This is a genomic window from Nibrella viscosa (assembly GCF_039541875.1).
Taxonomy (GTDB): Bacteria; Bacteroidota; Bacteroidia; order Cytophagales; family Spirosomataceae; genus Nibrella; species Nibrella viscosa.
On record NZ_BAABHB010000010.1, the window covers coordinates 15,540 to 34,144 of the forward strand.

Here is an 18,605-nt window from a genome sequence, read left to right on the forward strand (position 1 = left end):
GTCTTTCTGCCGAAACAGCTTATGGCTTTTTTGCCTTGAAGGTAAGTCGAATGGCCGGACTTGTTCCCGAAGCGGGCTGAGAAATATCGACATCCAAGTTTGTGCCGTCTGCTGTACCGATTTTGTTCGTACCCAGGAGCAAATCATAGGTTGACCCGTTTCGCTTCACCTCAACGTTTGTCAAAGGAACTGCCTGATCAGGATTTCCCTGCACCTTTACGACCAGGTTGCCGTCTATAAAATTTTCTGACTTACGAGTGACGGTTGCTGTACCGGAGGCTATCGTTTGCCCACCAACCACCACCGGCAGAGACAGCTCGACCTTAGGCGTACCGGTCACCTCCTGTGAGATGTAGCTTACCTGATAGGTCCCGGCAACCCGGGCACCGGGATCGGGATCAGCTTCGCTGTCTTTTTTACATGCCGTAAATGTTAATGGAACAAATAAGAGATAGAGTAGCTTTTTCATTGTGAACTGGTGTTTTTTTACAAAAGAACGCCAACTGTATCTATTTAATGTTGTTACCGGCTAATATTGAGGTAACGGTTAATGATCATACGAAATCCTAAAGCCGGATAAGTCTGGTTTTTGCGGCCGCTTCCGCTTCACCTCATAATCATAAATCACCCGGCCGAGGTTGGCCATAAACGGAAAACCAACAGACTCATACTCGTACTTGTCGTCGTTAAAAATACCATCGGCATTGCAGTAAATCACCGCCGACAGCAGAAATTCAATTCCACGATCAAAATCAACGATGTAGGCATTGTCGATCAGGTACCCGTAGGCATCGCCGACTTTATTGAAAATCCGCAGACCCGGCGGAAAGCCTTTTTTGGTATCACCTGTCAACAAAAACTTGCAGTAACTGTCGTAGTAGGCTGAATCGTATTTGGGGTAACTGGTTTCGCGGGGCAACTGCGACATGTACCGGTAGAGAAACTGGTAATCGTCCGGCATCAGGGAAAACCGCTTCTTCGCCGGCACCGCATCCGGAAACAGTATCGCTTTCAGCATCTCCTGCTGGTCTTCCAGCGCAAAATAATTCTTCTCCGTAAAATCGAATGGCCGGCGCACCAGCGAATCTCCCTGCATATAACCAATACCCCGACCGATAGACGTTGCCGGTCGGAAGGTCTGCTCGCAGGTCTGCGCCGGCTGCTGGTACAGCACCTTGTTGCCATCCATAAACCGGATCGGGTTGGTATGCCGGTTCTGCTCCATGGTCATCGGCAGCGATAACCGGTGCACAATGCGCACGTTTTGGTACCCTTTGCGGTACAGCCGCTCGTTGATGTCGCACTGCCCGATAAACTCATACAGCCGGTTGAAGGCATCGTTATCGCTGACCAGCAGGATTTTTTTGGCGTAATGCGCCACGGAGGGCAGTCCATTCTGCGCAGTTGGGTCCGTTCGTACCGACGTCTGCCGGGCATACGCCGAGTCGGTCAGCAGAGGGATGTTTTTATCCAGCTTTAGCTCGTTCAGTTTCTCCAGCGCCAGCAGTACCGCCGGCAGCTTCACCGTACTGGCCGGATAGAAGTACCGGTCTTTGTCGATGCGGTAGCGATATGTCCGGAATGAGGGCTGATTCTGGGGGTTGCGGTCAATCTGCGTGTAGAGAATCTGGATATCATACTTAGCCGGGTCCTGCAGCATGGGACCGAACAGCTCTGCATTGTTCTGGAGCAGTTCCGTCAGCAGCTTATCGCTTTTCTGGGCCTGACTGCTCAGGGCAGCCAACAGGATACCCGCCACCAGGCCAACACGGCTTGTCAGACGATTTCCTGTGTCTCTCAGCCAACAGAGTTTACCGTAGTTCATGGATACAATGGGCTAAACGGTCAATATCCTCCGGCTCGTGGAAGGCGCTGATTACGATGCGGGTGTTCGCCTTGTCGGCCGGTGTCGGATACGCGAACGAATAGATAAAGATACCGTTTTCCAGTAGAAACGGGTATAGTTCATCCCGTTCAGTATACAACACCGGGTAGCCGGGCGCCTGCCGGAACAAACCCGTTGGCAGCAACAGCCCTTCCGCTAATGCGATATTCTGCTGCAGACGGCCACGAGCCTGCATGTATAGCTCGTCTGCCCTCACAAACGCATCCAGGTAGGCTGGTGATATGGGCGAACAGGCTCCGAAAAAAGCGGTATGCCGGATTGCCGCTATCGTTTCGGCATCGCTGAACACCACCCCGCCGGGCAGACCCATCGCTTTGGCCAGCGAGGCCGTCACAATCAGCCGGACATTGGGTGGTCGTTTTATCTGCCGCCAGATACCGCTTCCGGCGTCGCCCAGGACACCCAAGCCATGCGAATCATCAATAACCAGCGTAATCGGCTGGTCTGTCGGCAAATTGTTGACCCAGGCAAACGGATAGGCCTCTGACCGGACGGCATCAATGGAGTTGACCGCAATAACGGCATGGCCGGTAATGGTCAGCAGATCGGGCAGTTGGTTTGTCCAGTCGGCAAAGGATACGGTGGGCACCTCCACGGCGGGTTCGTGCCAGAGCGCCGGGTGGGTGCAGGGTCCGTACAGGAACGAATACTGCTGCGCCCGCAGGTAATTGGCCACCACCTGCCCAGCCATCATCCCCGACGACAGGGTCAGGGCCGCTTCGGCACCCGTAAAGGCCGCCAGTTGTTGTTCCGCTTCTTCGTAGATACTTAGGCGCAGATTGCCGTTGCGGGAACTGCCGAACATGGTTCCGTAGCGGCTGAGGGCAGCTATCAACAATTGCTGAAATTCTTTATTCTGCGGAATGCCGAGATATGAAGTACCGCTGAAAAACAGGTATTCGCGGTGGTTGTAAAGAATGGTACGGCCGGGAAGGTGGTCGGTGGTAAAGATGTCTGCCATTGCCCAAATATACAGTCAGGCAGGCAATGGTGTATTATCACTTTACGCAGCCGGTGTGTTTTCTGGTTGTCATACAGGCAACAGGTCGGCTCCGGTTCCGTTAGCTTCTGCGTAGATCACCCGGCCAAAGTCGAAGGTGACGCCGGTAGCCGGGTCGTTGGTAATGAGCAGCGTACCGTCCATGTCTACATAATCGAGCAGCGGCAGCAGTTGCGCAATGGCCGAAATACCCACGCTGGTTTCGTTCATGCAGCCGACCATGACCTGCATACCCAGGCTGCGGGCCTGCGCAATCATCCGGCGGGCGGAGGTTAAGCCTCCGCACTTGGTCAGCTTAATGTTGATGCCATGAAAATAGCCGGCGCAGCGTGCCACATCGCTTTCTACAATGCAGCTTTCATCAGCAATCACCGGCAGCACACTATCGGCGTAGACCCGCTTCATTCCTTCCCAATCAGCGGCCTTCAACGGCTGCTCGATGAACTCTACACCGAGTTCCTGCAATACAGGCGCATAGGCAATGGTCTGATCGGCGGTCCAGGCGCAGTTGGCATCTACCCGAAACGTAGCATTCGTATGCTTCCGGAGTTCGCGAATAATCGCCAGGTCATCATCCGTGCCCAGTTTCACTTTGTACAACGGCCAGGGGAGTTCCCGCATCTTTGCCACCATCTTTTCCACCGCATCAATACCAATGGTGTAGTTGGTCATCGGGTTATCCAATGGATCAAGCTCCCAGTACCGATACAACGGCATACCAGCCCGTTTGGCGACCAGGTCATGAGCCGCTTCATCCAGGGCACATTGCGCAAAGGGGTTTTCTTGCAGATGCGGGTAGGCCAGTTGCCACAGATCTTCGGCAGTATGCCAGTCGCCACCTTCGATCAGCGGCCGGATACTATCCAGCGCCTGCACTATGCCGTCGATGGTGATACCGTAATATTTATTGGCCGTAGCTTCGCCTAAGCCACTGAGGTCACCGTCGCGCAGTTCGACAATCAGCGTCGGTTGCACGTTGCGGGAGTCGTGGGCAATGGTAAAGGTGTGCTTGAGCTGGAGGTCGAAGCGATGGAAGTGAAGTTGCATATTCCGGTATGTTACCTCCGTAAATTTTGCTGCAAATACACCTTCATCAGGCGTTTCAGGAACTCGGTGGTGTTGATGTAGGTGCCGATCTCGGCATTGGCTTTCTGGCCCGGTACCAGCCGGGTGTAGCCCTTATCATCAACCTCAATCGCGGCCTGCTGCGTTTTGAACAGGTCGGGCCAGAGCACCATACCCACCGCTACCCCATCGAACAGGGTCGGGTCACGTTCGTAGCCCCAGAGGTTCTGCAGGCCGGTCAGCGCGTCGGTCAGTGGGCTCCGGCGCAGCGCCAGCCGTTCGCGATAGGCTTTATCGGCTTTAACGAATGCCGTTACATCCAGACCCGCATACTTTATTTTCACATCGGAACCCACAAACTGCTTAGCAGCAGCCGGGTCTACCGCCACGTTCCACTCGGCATCTGGGGTGGGTGAGCCATTGTAGCCGACGTAAAACGAGCCAAACATAGCCACCACCTGCTTTGCCAGCAGCAGGGCACCAGGATCTTTCTGAATCACATCGGCCATATTCTGCACCGGCCCTACCGAAATGAGTGTTACTTCACCCGGATATTTCCGCAATTGCTCAACGATAAAGTCAGCCGCCGATTGGGCAATAGGCCGTTTGTGCGTAAATCCTTTGGCGTAGTAAAACTGATCGGCATACCAGTTGGCGCGGTCGTTCATGGTCCGGGTATTCCGTCCCACCGCCACCGGAATGCTGTCCAGACCCCAGTCGTACAACAACTGACAGGCCAGCCGGGCGCGATCGTCGGTGCGGCCGTAGCAGGTGGTAATACCCAGCACCTCCAGTTCCGGACTGGCCACCAGCAGCGCCAGGGCGTAGGCATCGTCGATGTCATCCCCTAAATCACAATCAAAAATAACTTTTTGGCGCTGGGCCTGAGCAAACGTGAAAGCCAGGCTGGTGATGAAGAAGATGCCCGTAAGGATACAAAGGATAATACCGCTTTTCAGAGACTGTACAGAAGACATAAAACAAAACATATTCGGTAAAACGCAGAGCAAGGCTGCGGCAAGTTAAGGAATGCTGAAAGATTTTTTGCAAGCCAGACATCCAAAGTTCGGAAAGCCGCGTAAGTTTTGGTGTTGATCGATCACAACACAAGTTCTGTTACCTTATATCATTTTAAACACTTCTATGAAAACGCTGAAGATTGCTTCGCTTGTAATTGCTTGTCTTTTTTCGATCAACCTGGCCTCGGCTCAGGAGAAAACCGTCCTGGTGGGAGGGGCGCCGATGTACCCCTCCAAGAACATCATCGAGAACGCCGTTAACTCTAAGGATCACACCACCCTGGTAGCGGCCGTCAAAGCTGCCGATCTGGTCTCTACGCTGCAGGGTGCCGGTCCGTTCACGGTATTTGCGCCTACGAATAATGCGTTCGACAAGTTACCCAATGGCACCGTAGCCACCTTGCTGAAGCCGGAAAACAAAGGTGCGCTGCAAGGGGTATTGACCTACCATGTAGTACCCGGAAAAGTAAGTGCCAGCGACCTGATGGCCATGATTAAAAAAGGAAAAGGAACGGCTTCCCTGAAAACGGTTGCCGGCGGTACCCTAACGGCCAAAACAGCCAATGGTAAAATTATGCTGACCGACGAGAAAGGCGATGTTTCGACAGTAACCACTGCCGACGTAAACCAGTCCAACGGCGTCATTCACGTCATCGACACAGTACTGTTGCCAAAGTCGTAATTAAATAGCCAATTAGAATCCCCGCCGGCTGTTGCCGGCGGGGATTTTTTATTTCACTTTATAAATACCCCGCCGAATGGCTTCAATAGCCATCCCAACGCGGCTTTTAACGTTCCATTTTTGAAAAACGGACTCCCGGTAGCCGTCTACGGTGCGCTCAGCTACACACATCTTATCGGCAATGTCTTTGTAGCGCAGGTCACTGCATGCCAGTTTAACAAATTCCGTTTCCCGGTCGTTGAGTTGCATGTCATGGCCGTTGATCTTATCCGGCCGGTTCAGGTTCCGAATGAGCCCACTCGTCAGCAGTTCAGAGTAATGCCACCCAACTGTCCGCACGTTGTTCAGGGCCTGCTTCAGCTCTGCTATGCTGCAGTTTTTGAGCAAATACCCGCGTGCGCCCAGACTAACCAGCTTGACGATCTGCTCTTCGGCGGCATCATGCGTCAGTACCAGAATCTTAACATCCGGGTATTTCTCTTTCAGGGTTTTGGCAATCTCCTCCCCATCCATGTCTGGCAGGTGCAGATCAAGCAAAAGAATATCGGGAATCAGGTTTCGCTGCAGGTAACCGAACAGCGGACGGCCGGCTTCCGCCACGAACGATACTTCGTAGCCCTCAAATTTCTGGATAAGATCGGATATGAGTTGAGCAAACAGATTGTGATCTTCGACAATCGCAACAGACGTATTCATAGTGAACCGATTAGACGTAAACGCTGGCTTTCGAAAGGGTAAGGAATGGGGCTCCCGATCCTACTGCTGAAAAATACGGCAGAACAGGTAATTACTGCAAATTTTTTGAAGAACGGCCTCAGGCTGCAACCGGCGGAGGTACGGAAATCTCGACGCGGGTGCCATGCTTTATAAAAACCTGTAATATATGTCAAATTAAGTAAGCTAGGAAAACCAAAACGTGAAAAAGCCCGGAAATTACTGTGAATTCTCACTTGTATATTCTTCAGCTTAAAAGGATATTAGCAAAAATTTCATATGAAAAAATTTATGCCATGAAAACGCTTGCTTATTTTCTATTTTTCCTAGCCATAATTTTTGCTTGTAGCCAAACAAAGCAACGTTCAGAAGGTGAATCAAACGATACGGATTCTACGACTATCGGCAAAACGGCTACTTCTGAGCGGCAAGCTTCAGTTCCACTTTCATTCACAGCTACAAGATTAACTGGTGGTAAGAATCAAGCTCAAGGGCTTTATACAGCATACACAAATCAAGTAAAGCCTCCAAGAGTCCGAAATCCACACTTATGCCCAACAGTAGATACAACTCTTAAATATGGCCGCTTTGAAGCTGGTACTATTCAACAACACCTTCAAATCGTTGAGGCAAATCTACGAAAATTGGAGCCCCAATTTGATGGTATTCGAATCTATCCCTGTATATTTATGGGAAGGCTGCAATATATTTTAGTCTTTACTGAGTTAATTCCGAACACAGATCGCGCTCATAGAGATAAGCAGAATAAATATTTTAGAATGGTGGTGGGAAATGATAATGCGCCAAATGATTTTGACTGGTGCTGGCTACATGACCATGTTCACCTCCAGAAAGAAAGACATTTATTATCCTCCCATAAGTTATGCTCACCTAATTGTCCACAAGGCGAGCAGCCATCGTTAAGCTTCTAAAGCTCATTATGAATGCTATCCGACCTGACTACACTTGTCATGGTAATTACAGTAACAATCGGTTTACTATACCACAGTAGTATAAAAATTAAATTTTTACGTTGGCTGACCATCTATTTGGCTGTCAGTTGTTTATCAGAATTCGCATTAGAGTATATACCCGATCCTGATGCAAAGCTGACAAAAGCACTTTATTGCTTAATGATTCCTTTAGAGTATGCAATCTATGTAAAGCTATATAGAGAAGCAGGAACCAATTTGTTCATTAAAAAGAAATTCTTTACTTTTTCAATAGTAGTACTGGCGCTATTCGGAGTATACCAGCTAGTCTTCAACCTCAATCAGCGTACAGCCGCCACCGATGTATTTACCGCCATGGGCGTCCTAACCCTAGGGGTAGTACTGTTATACTTTTGGGACATTCTGCGCAGCGACCAAATCATTATTCTAGGAAAAGATCCTCTATTCTGGATCGCCACAGCTCTTTTGTTTTTCTACACCGGCAACTTATTTGCCACCGGCTTTTACCACATCCTATATAGCCGTTCTCCTGATTTAGCAAAAAAACTCTATTACTTAAACTACATCCTGAATATATTGCGCTACATCATGTACAGCATTGCATTTGCCATAGCCGCCAGAAACCAGGATGAACGATAGCGGTAGCTCCTACTTATACTTATTGGGCTTAATTAGCACAATCGTCTTTCTATTACTGGCGGTTTTTATTGTCAGCTTCGCTTTGCTGTTCCAACGCAGGAAATTACAGAGCCTACAAGAGAAAAATGATCTTAAAGCTGCCTACGAGCAAGCCATCTTGAAGTCTCAGGTAGAAGTACAGAATCAGACGCTGCAACGTATAGGCAGGGAGTTGCACGATAACATCGGACAAATACTGTCAGTAATCAAGCTTCATATTAGCATTATTGAAGAAAGTACCCAATCGGGCGAGTTACATGAACAGGCAAGCGCTGTCAGTAATTTGATTGATCAAAGCGTTGCAGACATTCGGGCCTTATCCAAAAGTCTGGATGGAAACTTTGTTCAGGACTTTGGCCTGGTCCAGAGCATAACCCACGAGTTAGATCGCCTGCAAAAAACCCGCCGGTACGAAACCAGCTTACAGGTTGAAGGGGAAGCTTATTCTCTGGGCTTTCAGAAGGAGATCGTTGTGTTTAGAGTTGTTCAGGAAGTTCTGAATAATGCCATAAAGCATTCCGGTGCCAATCGTATCAGCATAATTCTATGCTATCAGACCGATCAACTCCAGTTATCAGTTCAAGATAATGGAAAAGGCTTTGACTTTGATGAAGCCCTACACCGGGAATTGAATGGTTCCGGGGCAGGGCTGCGTAACATGCAAGACCGTATACAACTCATTGGCGGTGTATGTACCTTCCGAACCGCACCCGGTCAGGGCACTTCTGTTGATCTCCAATTACCCCTACACGAACAGGATAGTTTATAATAAAACGTTTTCTGTCCCGCTATTTGTCAAAAGGACAGGCTTTTGTATTTTCATATCAGAAAAAACCCTATTTATCGGACGGGTATTTTCCCCATCCATTTCCTACAAACTCCCCTACCCCCTCGCTCACCAGTCAGGTAACTTTGATCTGTGATCCAAATCAATATCTACTGACTGTTTTCATGAAAAAACAAACTGTTACAGCATCAGCGCAAGCTTTTGTCCAAAAACTTGACAACAAAATTGATCTGGTGCTCAAGGAGGTGGAGCGGAGCGAGATGTACCAGATTGTATCGGCTCCCAACACCGACCCGAAACTCGTAGCTACCGTCATCAAATACATTCTGCTGGAGGTGTTTTCGTACGGCCCGCACGTGACCGAAGCTACGTTTATGGCTATCAGCCGCTTGCCCAAAGACCGGCCGGACCTGATGAAGCCCCTGATCCTGCACGACCTCTCCGAAGTAGATCACGGCGAAATGGCGCTGAAGGATTTTATCAAACTCGGTGGCGATGAGCAATGGGCCCGCAGCCGCCGGATGACACCCGAGTCGCTGGCGATGGCCGCTACCTGCCGCATGATTGCGCAGTTTGAGAATCCGTTTGCATACCTGGGCTATATGTATCTGTTCGAGGGCCTAACCCCTATTCTGACCGAGCGGGCGCAGCAGTTTCTGGCCGCTAAAGGCTTCCCCATCGAAGCACAGGCGTTTATTGATGAGCATGCAACGGAAGACATCGGCCACGCGCAATTGATGTCGAACATGGTGGCGCGAATTGTGACCGAGTACCCGGAAGCCGAAGCGGCCATCGAGTACGGCTTCGACTGTTTTGCTGCCGTTTACCCGCTACCGATCTGGCGGGCCGCCCTGCAACACGCCTACGGCGAGTTCTACCTGAACGCCTACGAAAGCCTGTAACCCTACTCCTTCCTCCTTTTAACCTCTTTTCTAGTATGACCCTCTCGTTGATTGCACCCTACGCGGGAGCCCTGCCAATTGTTGCTTCTATGCCGACGACCGATGCCTATGAACAGACCATTGCGGAGATTCAACGCTTCCGGGGTCGTATTTACGTGCAGGATCAGGCTATTCCGGCCAGTGCGCTGGATAGATCCGGGCGACACTATACGAAGCTGGACTACGCATCGTACCACGTAATTATCCGGAATCAGGAAGGAGCCATCACCGGAGTTATGCGGATTCCGACGTATGTAAGTGGCGCTGCGGTCTGGTTCCTGCAACTGTACCACGTGCTGGAACGGATGGAACCGGGGCAAAAAGCGCTCTACAGTTTCGCTATTCAGCATTTTATCGATCAGTCGGCAAGCAAGTACCCGTTTATTGTAGAGCCGGGGGGTTGGGCGGTTGACCGGCAAATCAGTGAAAAGCTAACCGGCACAGTGCTAGCCGCTTCCTGCTGGGCTTTTTGCCAATTGATTGGTGGCGCCGTGGCAGTTGCCACCGCTACAGTAAAGCATAATGCGGCTGATCTATTAAGAATGATGGGCGGGATCAATTGCCTGCAAGGGACCACCAACGCCCGATTCTTTGATTCGTTTCATCAATGCGAACTGGAGCTTATCTTTTTCCAGTCCGACAAGATAAACCCCCGGTTTGCCGCTATGGTAGAAGCGATTAAAGAGCAGTGGCAGCAACGGGAAGTGGTAGCGGCCTGACCCGTAAAATCCGGATAACGCTAAGCAGCACCATTCTGCTTAGCGTTATTCTTTATAAAGCATCGGCCCTGGTCCCGTTTGCTCAAATTCTACGCAGAGAAAGCCCGGTTAGCGCCCCTGGTGAGTACATCCTGCTATTTCTTTGGTAAGCGTTTAAACCATTTGGCTTATTTAAGAGTCTATATGGTACAAAGCAGGTATAGGTAAATTTTTTCACGGAAAAAGCCATATCTGCCGAATTTTAATTACTTTTGCATCATCACTACAGAAAATACAAAGAATGTAAGTGTGTTGATACCACTCACAAAATATTTTGAGTGTACACTTGCAAAAGACTAGGCAAATGTTTTATTTTTGATAGTCTCTAAATTTCACTACCAAAAACTTTAACCACCACATACACTATCGAAGCACGGCTCTACGTTAACTAATTGATAACTGAAAATGGAGAAAGCCCAGGTTAACGACAGTGAGCTTATTTCCCTGTACATCCGTGGTAGTGAAAAAGCCTTTGAAAAATTAGTTCACCGGCATAAGTCCAAGATCTATACAACCATATACCTGATTGTTAAGGATCAATATGTGGCGGAAGACTTAATGCAGGATACGTTGATTAAAGCGGTCGAAACCATTAAGTCGGGTCGGTACAACGAAGAAGGCAAGTTCCTCCCGTGGATCATTCGGATCGCTCACAACTTGGCAATTGACTATTTCCGAAAAGATAAACGCTACCCCAATGTAGTGTTTGAAGACGGGAGCAATGTGTTTAATTCGCTGGAATTTGCTGAGGACTCCATTGAGTCGTTACAGATTCGGCAGGAAACACATGAGCATTTGCGCGAGCTAATCCAGCGATTGCCGGAGCAACAGCGACAGGTGCTAATCATGCGGCACTACGAGGAGATGAGTTTCCAGGAGATTGCCGATGCGACCGGCGTCAGTATTAACACAGCTTTGGGGAGAATGCGTTATGCTTTAATAAATCTGCGTAAGCAACTAAGCAAACGTGCTCCTAGCTATGATAAAAACGTTTACCCAAGATGACGTAATCCGGTATGTCTATGAGGAAACCTCGGAAGAGGAAAGCCTGCTGATTGAAGATGCGCTGATGTCTGAGCCGGACTTAATGGCCTTTTTTCTCGACACGCTCGAGTTAAGATCCCTGATGAACCGGATTGAACGCCAGCCGCGCCGGCAGACGCTTCAAAATGTATTTGATTACTCACGAAGTTACACCCCCAACCCATTAGCCTGATTATCGCCGGCCGATGGGTTGTTTTGTTTTCAGCGGTTTGACGGAGCAGCATAACCTGCTCTTTGTACGGACTTTTATTAATTTACTGGCTCACGCACCACTCGTGCGTAAACAAAAACGACCGCTTTACTTTCAGACTAAAGCGGTCGTTTTTGTTTAAAATAGGTAGCCATAGAGGTTACTTATTTAAGCCGAATCAAGGCAGCGCAAAGGCCATGTATTTATCACCGGATTTAGTTCGGAGTTTTCCTCCCCCGCAGGCAATAACAATGTATTGCTTGCCATTCACCGAATACGTACTTGGTGTAGCGTAGCCCGCTGCGGGCAATGGTGCCTGCCAGAGTATCTGGCCAGTCTGGCGGTCGATAGCCCGGATTTTCTCATCCCGCGATGCCGCAATAAACAGCAAGCCACCTTTGGTAACAACCGGCCCACCGTAATTATCCGTACCCGTCGGCAGAATGCCTTTGGCCGTGAGTTCGGGATACTCGCCCAGTGGCACCTGCCAGAGATGGGTTCCGGTGTTCATGTTGATGGCCGTTAGCGTACCCCAGGGTGGCCGGCTGACGGGATACCCTTTGGCGTCATACCAGCGGTTGTAGCCGGTATGGGTATAGGGCACCGTGGTCCGGGCCGGGTGTGCTTCGGCAGCTACAGACGATTCTTTTCCGAACAGAAAATCGACGATAGCTTTGCGCTCCGCTTCTTTCAGGTGAGTGAAAGCAGGCATCATGCCCCGCCCTTTGCTCAGCAGTTGATGTACCGATGGTTCACTCTGTCGGGAGGCTACGTTTAGCAGGGAGGGGTAGGCTCCGTCGTGGCTCCCCTCGCGGGCAACGCCGTGGCACGAGCCGCAGTTTACTTCGTAGAGCTTCTTACCAGTTATGGATGCGACCACCACCTGCCCAGCAGGTGCCTCTTTCAACGACGAATACACCGGGTTTTCCTTGGCCGGCACATACAGGATACTGTTTTCGTCCACAGCCGCCCCGCCCCACTGCGGTCCACCGTCGGTGCCGGGGAAAAATACGGTACGCTCCCGCCCAAGGGGCAGAAAAGGCCCACCGGTTTTCGCCAGGCGCAATTCGGCCCTTACCTGCTCCCGGTCTTCGGCCGACAGGTACGGGTTAATGTCTTTTTCGGTAAAGCCCTGCCGGGTAAACGGGGCTGGCTTCAGCGGAATAGGCTGGGTCGGCCAGGCCTGCTCACCGGGTATGTCCGAAGCCGGAAAGGCCCGCTCTTCAATCGGAAACAGGGGCTTACCCGTTACCCGGTCGAAGACGAACAGAAAACCCTGCTTGCTCAGTACCGAAACGGCATCGATGCGCCGGAGCCGACCGTCGGGGCCGGTCTGGGTGACCGTAAACAAATTGGGCGGTGCCGGAATATCACGGTCCCAGATGTCATGGTGAACGGTCTGGTAATGCCAGAGCCGTTTGCCGGTGGCGGCATCCAGCGCCAGCAGGCAGTTGGCAAACAGATTGGCTCCTGGGCGATTGCCACCGTAGAAGTCAAAGGCAGCCGAACCTGTTGGTGCATAAACGATACCCCGGTTACGGTCGATGGCCATACCCATCCAATTGTTGGCTGCCCCTACATGTTTGTAGCCGTCTTTGGGCCAGGTGTTGTAGCCGTATTCGCCCGGACGCGGCACGGTGCGGAAGGTCCAGATCAGACGACCGGTCTGAACGTCGTAGGCCCGGATGTCGCCGGGTAACGCGGGTGCGTTTTCGCTGACACGTGTACCCATGATAATCAGGTTTCGGTAGATAACACCGGGCGTGTTTGAGATGACGTAATCATCGGCACCAGGGCGGCTCAGTCCATCTTTCAGGTTTATTTTTCCTCCATTCCCAAATGAGGCAACAGGCTTGCCGGTACGGGCATCCAGTGAGTACAGGTAGGCTCCGTAAGCAAAGAAGATCCGGCTTGCTTTTCCGTCGGTCCAATGCGTAACGCCCCGGCTGGTCATGCTAAAGGTCTCATCGGTGAAGGCGGTTTTCCAGAGTTCCCGGCCCGTTGCCGCATCCAGTGCAAAGGCCTGCGAACCGGCCGATACGCCGTAAAGTACCCCACCAACTACAACCGGGTTACACTGCATCTGCGTAGTATTCCGAATCGTATCCGCTCCGCCGGACGCATACACCCAGGCAACTTTCAACCGGGACACATTACTGGTGTCAATCTGCGTAAGTGGGGAATAGTGATTCCGGTCTGGGCCACCATTGTACTCGGGCCAATCGTAGCCGGCGCTAGTGGAGCCGGGCCGCGACGGGACCAACCAATTCTGGTTTTTAAAAGGAGCGGGTTTCTGCCGTTGGGATCGCGCATTCACCAGCAAAAAGGCCACCGTTGCCGGTAAAACGATCAGGAAAAGACTTCGAAGCATAGGAAGCACAAGGTTTAGGTAGCTTAAAGTTAGCGGAAATCCTGTCAAGAAGGCCGTGAAGAACCCCGGATAATCAGGTAAGTGGGTAATACGACGGTTTCGGGCTCGAAGCGATCGTCGTCGTTTTGAAGCTGGCTCAGCAACAGCCGGGCCGCCTGCTCACCAATTTCCGTAACGGGCTGGGCAACGGTGGTCAGGCCAGGCTCAACCAGGGCAGAGATGGGGTCGTCGCTGAAACCGACAACGGCAATGTCGTCGGGCATGCGTAAGCCACGGGCTTTAATCACTTTTAGCGCTTCAATGGCTGTAGGGTCGTTGATGGCGAACAAGGCATCCGGCGGCTGGGGCAGATTTAGCAGGTGATTGACGTAGATGTTCGCTTTATCAAGGGTGAGGTCGTAGGAAATGATGAGCGAAGAGTCTACGGCCAGGTCGTGCTTCTTCAACGCGTCCAGGTAGCCGTTCAGGCGGTTGCGGCTGTTCTGCAATGAGTCGGGACCGGCCAGGTGCGCAATCCAGCGCTTGCCGGTTTCAATCAGATGCTCAACCGCCCGAAAGGCCCCTTGGTAATCATCGACCGTTACTTTTGATACGGCCATATCCTCGCAGATTCGGTTAAAGAAAACCACGGGGATGCCCTTCCGCTCGAAAATCCGGAAATGGTCGAAGTTGCGGGTCTCTTTGGTATGCGACACCAGCAGGCCATCGACCCGGCTGGCCAGTAATCCCCGCGCATTAGCCATCTCCGTCTCGTACGATTCGTTGGAATGGCAGATGACTACGTTATATCCGGCTTTGGCCAGCACCTCCTGCGCTCCGATAATTACCTTCGGAAAAAAAAAGCTCAAAAACTCCGGCACCATAATGCCTATAGTCTTTGTCTGACTCGTGAGCAGTGAAATAGCCAGTTGGTTCCGCTGGTAGTCCATCTGAGCTGCCAGCGCCAGCACCTGCTCCCGGGTTTTAGTCTTTACGTTCGGGTGCCCCGTCAATGCCCGCGAAACGGTTGACTTTGACAGGTTCAAAGCGTTGGCAATGTCAATAATCGTTGTTTGGTGCCCTTTCATAAAATTGCACTTTTATCATAATTTCAATAGAAGACCTTACTCCCTTACTCTTCTCCTCCATTTCTCCTTCACCTAAATTTTGGGAACATTCCCAAAAAATTGGGAATGTTCCCAAAAAAATATTTCAAATATTCCCTTGCGTTTCTCTCCTGCTGTTGTAATATCAACATAAAGTCTCAAAAAACAGCAAAAGCAATCATTTTGAGTACCAAAGGTGTCAGTTTTAAAATGAACACTTAATCATTGACTACTCACTTACCTAACGGAATTAAAATTGTACATTTTCTACCAACCTCTATTTCCTATGCAACCTATACCCTTCATCGCACGAGCCAGTCTTTGGCTACTGGTGTGGTCTCTCTGTTCACTGCCACTGATCGCCCAGAACGCTCAGGGACTTACGGTTCGTGGGCAGGTAACGACCGGCGGCACATCCGAACCGCTGCCCGGTGTCAACGTAATAATTAAAGGGACGCAGCAGGGCACCACCACCGACGCGAATGGCCGGTACAGCCTGTCTGTTCCCGACGGCCGGGCTACGCTAACCTTCTCGTACATCGGGTACGTCACCAGAGAAGTGCCGGTTTCTAATCAGCCTGCCATTGACGTAGCACTCCAATCCGACAACCGTTCGCTGAATGAAGTGGTAGTGGTCGGTTACGGTACGCAGCGGAAAGTTGAAACGACGGGCGCTATTGCGTCGGTGAAAGCGGCCGACTTGGTGCAGACCCCGGTGGTGAACGTAGCGCAGGGCTTGCAGGCGCGGGTGGCCGGAGTGCAGATTAACCAGAACTCAGGCGCACCGGGCGGCAACATCAGCGTCCGGATTCGGGGTACCAACTCCATCAACGGTACATCCGAGCCCCTTTACATTGTCGATGGCATTCAGATTTCCAACGGCGGGGGCCTGACTGATGTGAGCCCGCTTTCGACCATCAACCCGAATGATATTGAATCGGTAGAGGTGCTGAAAGATGCCTCGGCTACGGCTATCTACGGCTCCCGGGCTGCCAATGGCGTGGTGCTGATTACGACCAAGCGCGGCAAAGCGGGCGCAACCCGTATTACCTACGACGGATATTACGGTGTCCAGAAAGCCGCCAGAACCCTGCCGGTGCTGAACGCGGCCGAGTTTGCACAGCTCGAAAACGAAGTCTTCAAGAACAACTTTTACCAGAACCCCTCCAGTCTGGGCGAAGGTGTCAACTGGCAGAACCTGATTTTCCGCCAGGCTCCCATCCAGAGCCATCAGCTAAGCATCAACGGCGGTTCGGAGAAAACGCAACTGGCCCTCTCCGGAAATTATTTCAACCAGGACGGCATTCTTATCAACTCCAATTTTCAGCGGTACTCTTACCGGGTTAACCTCGACCACCGCGTTAGTGACCGGCTGAAAATCGGCACCAGCATCCTGGGCAGCTACTCGGTCAATAAAGGAGTACCCTACGGTACCGCCAGCTTAGGCGATGGCGATGTGGTGACCAGCAGCATTCTCGGAGCGGCCCTTGGTGCCCCGCCGACCTTACAGGCCTACCGCCCCGATGGCACACTCTTCCCCTTTGGCGAGCAGGCCAACGGCCAGTATCGCGAAGTCACCAACCCGTTGGGCTTGGCGCAGATTCTGAACCAGACGAGCATCCGGCGGACCCTGGCCAATGTTTACGGCGAAGCTACGTTGCTGAAAGGGCTGACCTACCGGGTCTCTTTCAACGTCGATTTACAGAGCAGCCTGCGGGATACCTACTCGCCCCGATCCATCATCGCCAAAAACGACCTGAACGACAATTCCGGCTCCGGCTCCAAATCGAACGGCAACAGCACGGTACTGCTCCACGAAAGTATTCTGACCTACGCCACCACGCTGGCTACGGCTCATTCCCTGAAGTTTACCGGTGTATTTGCCAGCCAGAGCAATCTCGCCAACTCGAACACCATCAGCGCCAGCGGATTTCCGAACGATGCCACCGCGAATGAAGCCGTTCAACTGGCCCTGAACCGGACGGTGAGCAGCAGCCGCAGCAAAGAACGGCTGGACTCGTACCTGGGCCGGATTAACTATGGTTTCCGTGACAAATACTTCCTGGACCTGACCGCCCGCGTAGATGGCTCGAGTAAGTTCGGAGCCAATAACAAGTACGGTTTCTTTCCGGCCGTATCGGCGGCCTGGCGCCTGATCGAAGAGCCGTTCCTGAAGAATGTGGGCTGGCTGACCGACCTGAAACTACGGGCGAGTTGGGGTATTACGGGCAACGCGGGCGGCATTTCACCGTATCAGTCGCTGGCCACGGTTTCGTCGTCGGGCAGCGATTACCAGTTCAACCATACGTACCTGACGGGTATCAACCCTACCGGCATTGCCAACCCCGACCTACGCTGGGAGAAATCGACGCAGACGGATATCGGTCTGGATGTGGGGTTGTTCAACAACCGGCTCAGCCTGATTGTGGATGTCTACGACAAGAAAACCCGCGACCTGCTGTACATCAAAACCCTGCCGCTCTCCTCGGGCTACGGCAGCATTGTCGGCAACTTTGCCGCGCTGGAAAACAAAGGCATTGAACTGGCCGCCAACGCCCGCGTGCTGAACGGAGCCGTGAAATGGGATGTGTCGGCCAACGCGACCGTGAACCGTAATAACGTGCTGGACCTCGACGGCGGTACTACCCAGGAACGCTTCGTCACTACCTACAGCATTCTGAGCGTCGGGCAGCCGCTGGGCCTGTTCAAGACGTATGTGTTCGACGGCATTAACCAGACCGGCGAGACCATTCTGCCCGGTTACGACGGGCGACTGGGTGGTCATAAGGTGAAAGACCTCAACGGCGACGGGACCATCAGTGCCGCCGACCAGACCATTACCGGCAACCCCAATCCGAAATTCATCTTCGGGTTCTCCACCAATCTGTCGTACCACAACTTCGACCTGAGCGCGTTTCTGTCCGGCTCACAGGGCAACGACATCTACAACCAGGCCCGTTTTGCCTTTGAAACGCCCCTGGGACAGCGCAACCTGCTGAAGGGCGTAGCGAACCGCTGGTCGCCCACCAATCCGAGCAACGAATACGCCAGTGCCGCTCAGGGCAGCCGTTTACCCGTCAGCAACCGGTTTGTCGAAGACGGCTCGTATATCCGCTGCAAGAACGTGACACTGGGATACACCCTGCCGAAAATCAGCGGGCTGCAACGGGTGCGCCTTTACGTCAGCGGCAACAACCTGTTTACGCTGACCAACTACACCGGCTTCGACCCGGAAGTAAACACCTACGCCGGCTCGAATACCGTCATTGGCGTCGATAACCTCGTGTACCCACCGGCCCGGTCGTTCCTGGGTGGTTTACAAGTTACTTTTTGATTTTGGTTGATTGGTTCAATGGTTCATTGGTTAACTGGTTTCATGACAATCAGCCTCCAATGAACCAATGAACCAATC

General features: G+C 51.8%; 17 protein-coding genes. 9 read left to right on the forward strand and 8 right to left on the reverse strand.

Annotated elements, in window-relative coordinates:
• Positions 1–19: 19 nt before the first annotated feature.
• The 5 genes from ABD931_RS20490 to ABD931_RS20510 form a co-directional block, all read right to left on the reverse strand.
• The gene (locus ABD931_RS20490) at positions 20–469 is read right to left on the reverse strand and encodes a hypothetical protein (protein ID WP_345269798.1); all 450 of its coding nucleotides are present in this window, start codon (positions 467–469) and stop codon (positions 20–22) included.
• Between the two features lie 78 nt (positions 470–547).
• Positions 548–1,825 carry a serine hydrolase gene (locus ABD931_RS20495; RefSeq protein WP_345269799.1) on the reverse strand — a complete coding sequence of 426 codons (1,278 nt, stop codon included), beginning with the start codon at positions 1,823–1,825 and terminating at the stop codon, positions 548–550.
• Complete coding sequence (locus ABD931_RS20500; protein ID WP_345269800.1) at positions 1,812–2,867, reverse strand: aminotransferase class I/II-fold pyridoxal phosphate-dependent enzyme; 1,056 nt, start codon at positions 2,865–2,867, stop codon at positions 1,812–1,814. Before ABD931_RS20500 ends, ABD931_RS20495 begins: the two co-directional genes overlap by 14 nt.
• A 69-nt stretch (positions 2,868–2,936) precedes the next feature.
• Entirely contained in the window at positions 2,937–3,953 is a 1,017-nt protein-coding gene (locus ABD931_RS20505) for a dipeptide epimerase (protein WP_345269801.1), read from the reverse strand.
• 11 nt (positions 3,954–3,964) lie between these two features.
• A complete protein-coding gene (locus tag ABD931_RS20510; protein ID WP_345269802.1) occupies positions 3,965–4,948 on the reverse strand; it encodes a nucleoside hydrolase in 984 nt (327 codons plus the stop codon).
• 166 nt (positions 4,949–5,114) lie between these two features.
• On the opposite strand from ABD931_RS20510, the gene ABD931_RS20515 reads away from it, so the two are divergent.
• Entirely contained in the window at positions 5,115–5,672 is a 558-nt protein-coding gene (locus ABD931_RS20515; protein ID WP_345269803.1) for a fasciclin domain-containing protein, read from the forward strand.
• A 48-nt stretch (positions 5,673–5,720) separates the two neighbouring features.
• Here ABD931_RS20515 and ABD931_RS20520 read toward each other — a convergent pair whose 3' ends face one another.
• A complete protein-coding gene (locus ABD931_RS20520; protein WP_345269804.1) occupies positions 5,721–6,368 on the reverse strand; it encodes a response regulator in 648 nt (215 codons plus the stop codon).
• A gap of 314 nt (positions 6,369–6,682) precedes the next feature.
• Here ABD931_RS20520 and ABD931_RS20525 point away from each other — a divergent pair, with 314 nt between their 5' ends.
• The 7 genes from ABD931_RS20525 (at position 6,683) to ABD931_RS20555 (ending at position 11,719) form a co-directional block, all read left to right on the forward strand.
• The gene (locus ABD931_RS20525) at positions 6,683–7,318 is read left to right on the forward strand and encodes a hypothetical protein (protein WP_345269805.1); all 636 of its coding nucleotides are present in this window, start codon (positions 6,683–6,685) and stop codon (positions 7,316–7,318) included.
• A 12-nt stretch (positions 7,319–7,330) separates the two neighbouring features.
• On the forward strand, positions 7,331–7,978 hold the full coding sequence (locus ABD931_RS20530; RefSeq protein ID WP_345269806.1) for a hypothetical protein: 648 nt from the start codon (positions 7,331–7,333) through the stop codon (positions 7,976–7,978).
• Entirely contained in the window at positions 7,968–8,786 is an 819-nt protein-coding gene (locus ABD931_RS20535) for a sensor histidine kinase (protein ID WP_345269807.1), read from the forward strand. The genes ABD931_RS20530 and ABD931_RS20535 overlap by 11 nt, the downstream gene beginning before the upstream one ends.
• A gap of 182 nt (positions 8,787–8,968) precedes the next feature.
• Positions 8,969–9,706 carry an iron-containing redox enzyme family protein gene (locus ABD931_RS20540; protein ID WP_345269809.1) on the forward strand — a complete coding sequence of 246 codons (738 nt, stop codon included), beginning with the start codon at positions 8,969–8,971 and terminating at the stop codon, positions 9,704–9,706.
• 35 nt (positions 9,707–9,741) lie between these two features.
• The gene (locus ABD931_RS20545) at positions 9,742–10,464 is read left to right on the forward strand and encodes a hypothetical protein (RefSeq protein ID WP_345269810.1); all 723 of its coding nucleotides are present in this window, start codon (positions 9,742–9,744) and stop codon (positions 10,462–10,464) included.
• A 444-nt stretch (positions 10,465–10,908) separates the two neighbouring features.
• A complete protein-coding gene (locus ABD931_RS20550) occupies positions 10,909–11,508 on the forward strand; it encodes an RNA polymerase sigma factor (protein WP_345269811.1) in 600 nt (199 codons plus the stop codon).
• Entirely contained in the window at positions 11,483–11,719 is a 237-nt protein-coding gene (locus tag ABD931_RS20555; RefSeq protein WP_345269812.1) for a hypothetical protein, read from the forward strand. The genes ABD931_RS20550 and ABD931_RS20555 overlap by 26 nt, the downstream gene beginning before the upstream one ends.
• Before the next feature lie 196 nt (positions 11,720–11,915).
• Here ABD931_RS20555 and ABD931_RS20560 read toward each other — a convergent pair whose 3' ends face one another.
• A complete protein-coding gene (locus ABD931_RS20560) occupies positions 11,916–14,108 on the reverse strand; it encodes an outer membrane protein assembly factor BamB family protein (protein WP_345269813.1) in 2,193 nt (730 codons plus the stop codon).
• Positions 14,109–14,152: 44 nt separating this feature from the next.
• Positions 14,153–15,175, reverse strand: a complete 1,023-nt coding sequence (locus tag ABD931_RS20565; RefSeq protein ID WP_345269814.1) for a LacI family DNA-binding transcriptional regulator — start codon at positions 15,173–15,175, stop codon at positions 14,153–14,155.
• Positions 15,176–15,479: 304 nt separating this feature from the next.
• Between ABD931_RS20565 and ABD931_RS20570 the strand changes: the two genes are divergently transcribed.
• Entirely contained in the window at positions 15,480–18,527 is a 3,048-nt protein-coding gene (locus ABD931_RS20570; RefSeq protein ID WP_345269815.1) for a SusC/RagA family TonB-linked outer membrane protein, read from the forward strand.
• Positions 18,528–18,605: the final 78 nt, after the last annotated feature.

Coding starts and splice junctions, on each gene's coding strand:
- ABD931_RS20515 (WP_345269803.1), top strand. CDS start 5,115: ATGAAAACGCTGAAGATTGCTTCGCTTGTAATTGCTTGTCTTTTTTCG.
- ABD931_RS20490 (WP_345269798.1), bottom strand. CDS start 469: ATGAAAAAGCTACTCTATCTCTTATTTGTTCCATTAACATTTACGGCA.
- ABD931_RS20500 (WP_345269800.1), bottom strand. CDS start 2,867: ATGGCAGACATCTTTACCACCGACCACCTTCCCGGCCGTACCATTCTT.
- ABD931_RS20510 (WP_345269802.1), bottom strand. CDS start 4,948: ATGTCTTCTGTACAGTCTCTGAAAAGCGGTATTATCCTTTGTATCCTT.
- ABD931_RS20505 (WP_345269801.1), bottom strand. CDS start 3,953: ATGCAACTTCACTTCCATCGCTTCGACCTCCAGCTCAAGCACACCTTT.
- ABD931_RS20535 (WP_345269807.1), top strand. CDS start 7,968: ATGAACGATAGCGGTAGCTCCTACTTATACTTATTGGGCTTAATTAGC.
- ABD931_RS20565 (WP_345269814.1), bottom strand. CDS start 15,175: ATGAAAGGGCACCAAACAACGATTATTGACATTGCCAACGCTTTGAAC.
- ABD931_RS20545 (WP_345269810.1), top strand. CDS start 9,742: ATGACCCTCTCGTTGATTGCACCCTACGCGGGAGCCCTGCCAATTGTT.
- ABD931_RS20525 (WP_345269805.1), top strand. CDS start 6,683: ATGAAAACGCTTGCTTATTTTCTATTTTTCCTAGCCATAATTTTTGCT.
- ABD931_RS20530 (WP_345269806.1), top strand. CDS start 7,331: ATGCTATCCGACCTGACTACACTTGTCATGGTAATTACAGTAACAATC.
- ABD931_RS20560 (WP_345269813.1), bottom strand. CDS start 14,108: ATGCTTCGAAGTCTTTTCCTGATCGTTTTACCGGCAACGGTGGCCTTT.
- ABD931_RS20550 (WP_345269811.1), top strand. CDS start 10,909: ATGGAGAAAGCCCAGGTTAACGACAGTGAGCTTATTTCCCTGTACATC.
- ABD931_RS20570 (WP_345269815.1), top strand. CDS start 15,480: ATGCAACCTATACCCTTCATCGCACGAGCCAGTCTTTGGCTACTGGTG.
- ABD931_RS20540 (WP_345269809.1), top strand. CDS start 8,969: ATGAAAAAACAAACTGTTACAGCATCAGCGCAAGCTTTTGTCCAAAAA.
- ABD931_RS20555 (WP_345269812.1), top strand. CDS start 11,483: ATGATAAAAACGTTTACCCAAGATGACGTAATCCGGTATGTCTATGAG.
- ABD931_RS20520 (WP_345269804.1), bottom strand. CDS start 6,368: ATGAATACGTCTGTTGCGATTGTCGAAGATCACAATCTGTTTGCTCAA.
- ABD931_RS20495 (WP_345269799.1), bottom strand. CDS start 1,825: ATGAACTACGGTAAACTCTGTTGGCTGAGAGACACAGGAAATCGTCTG.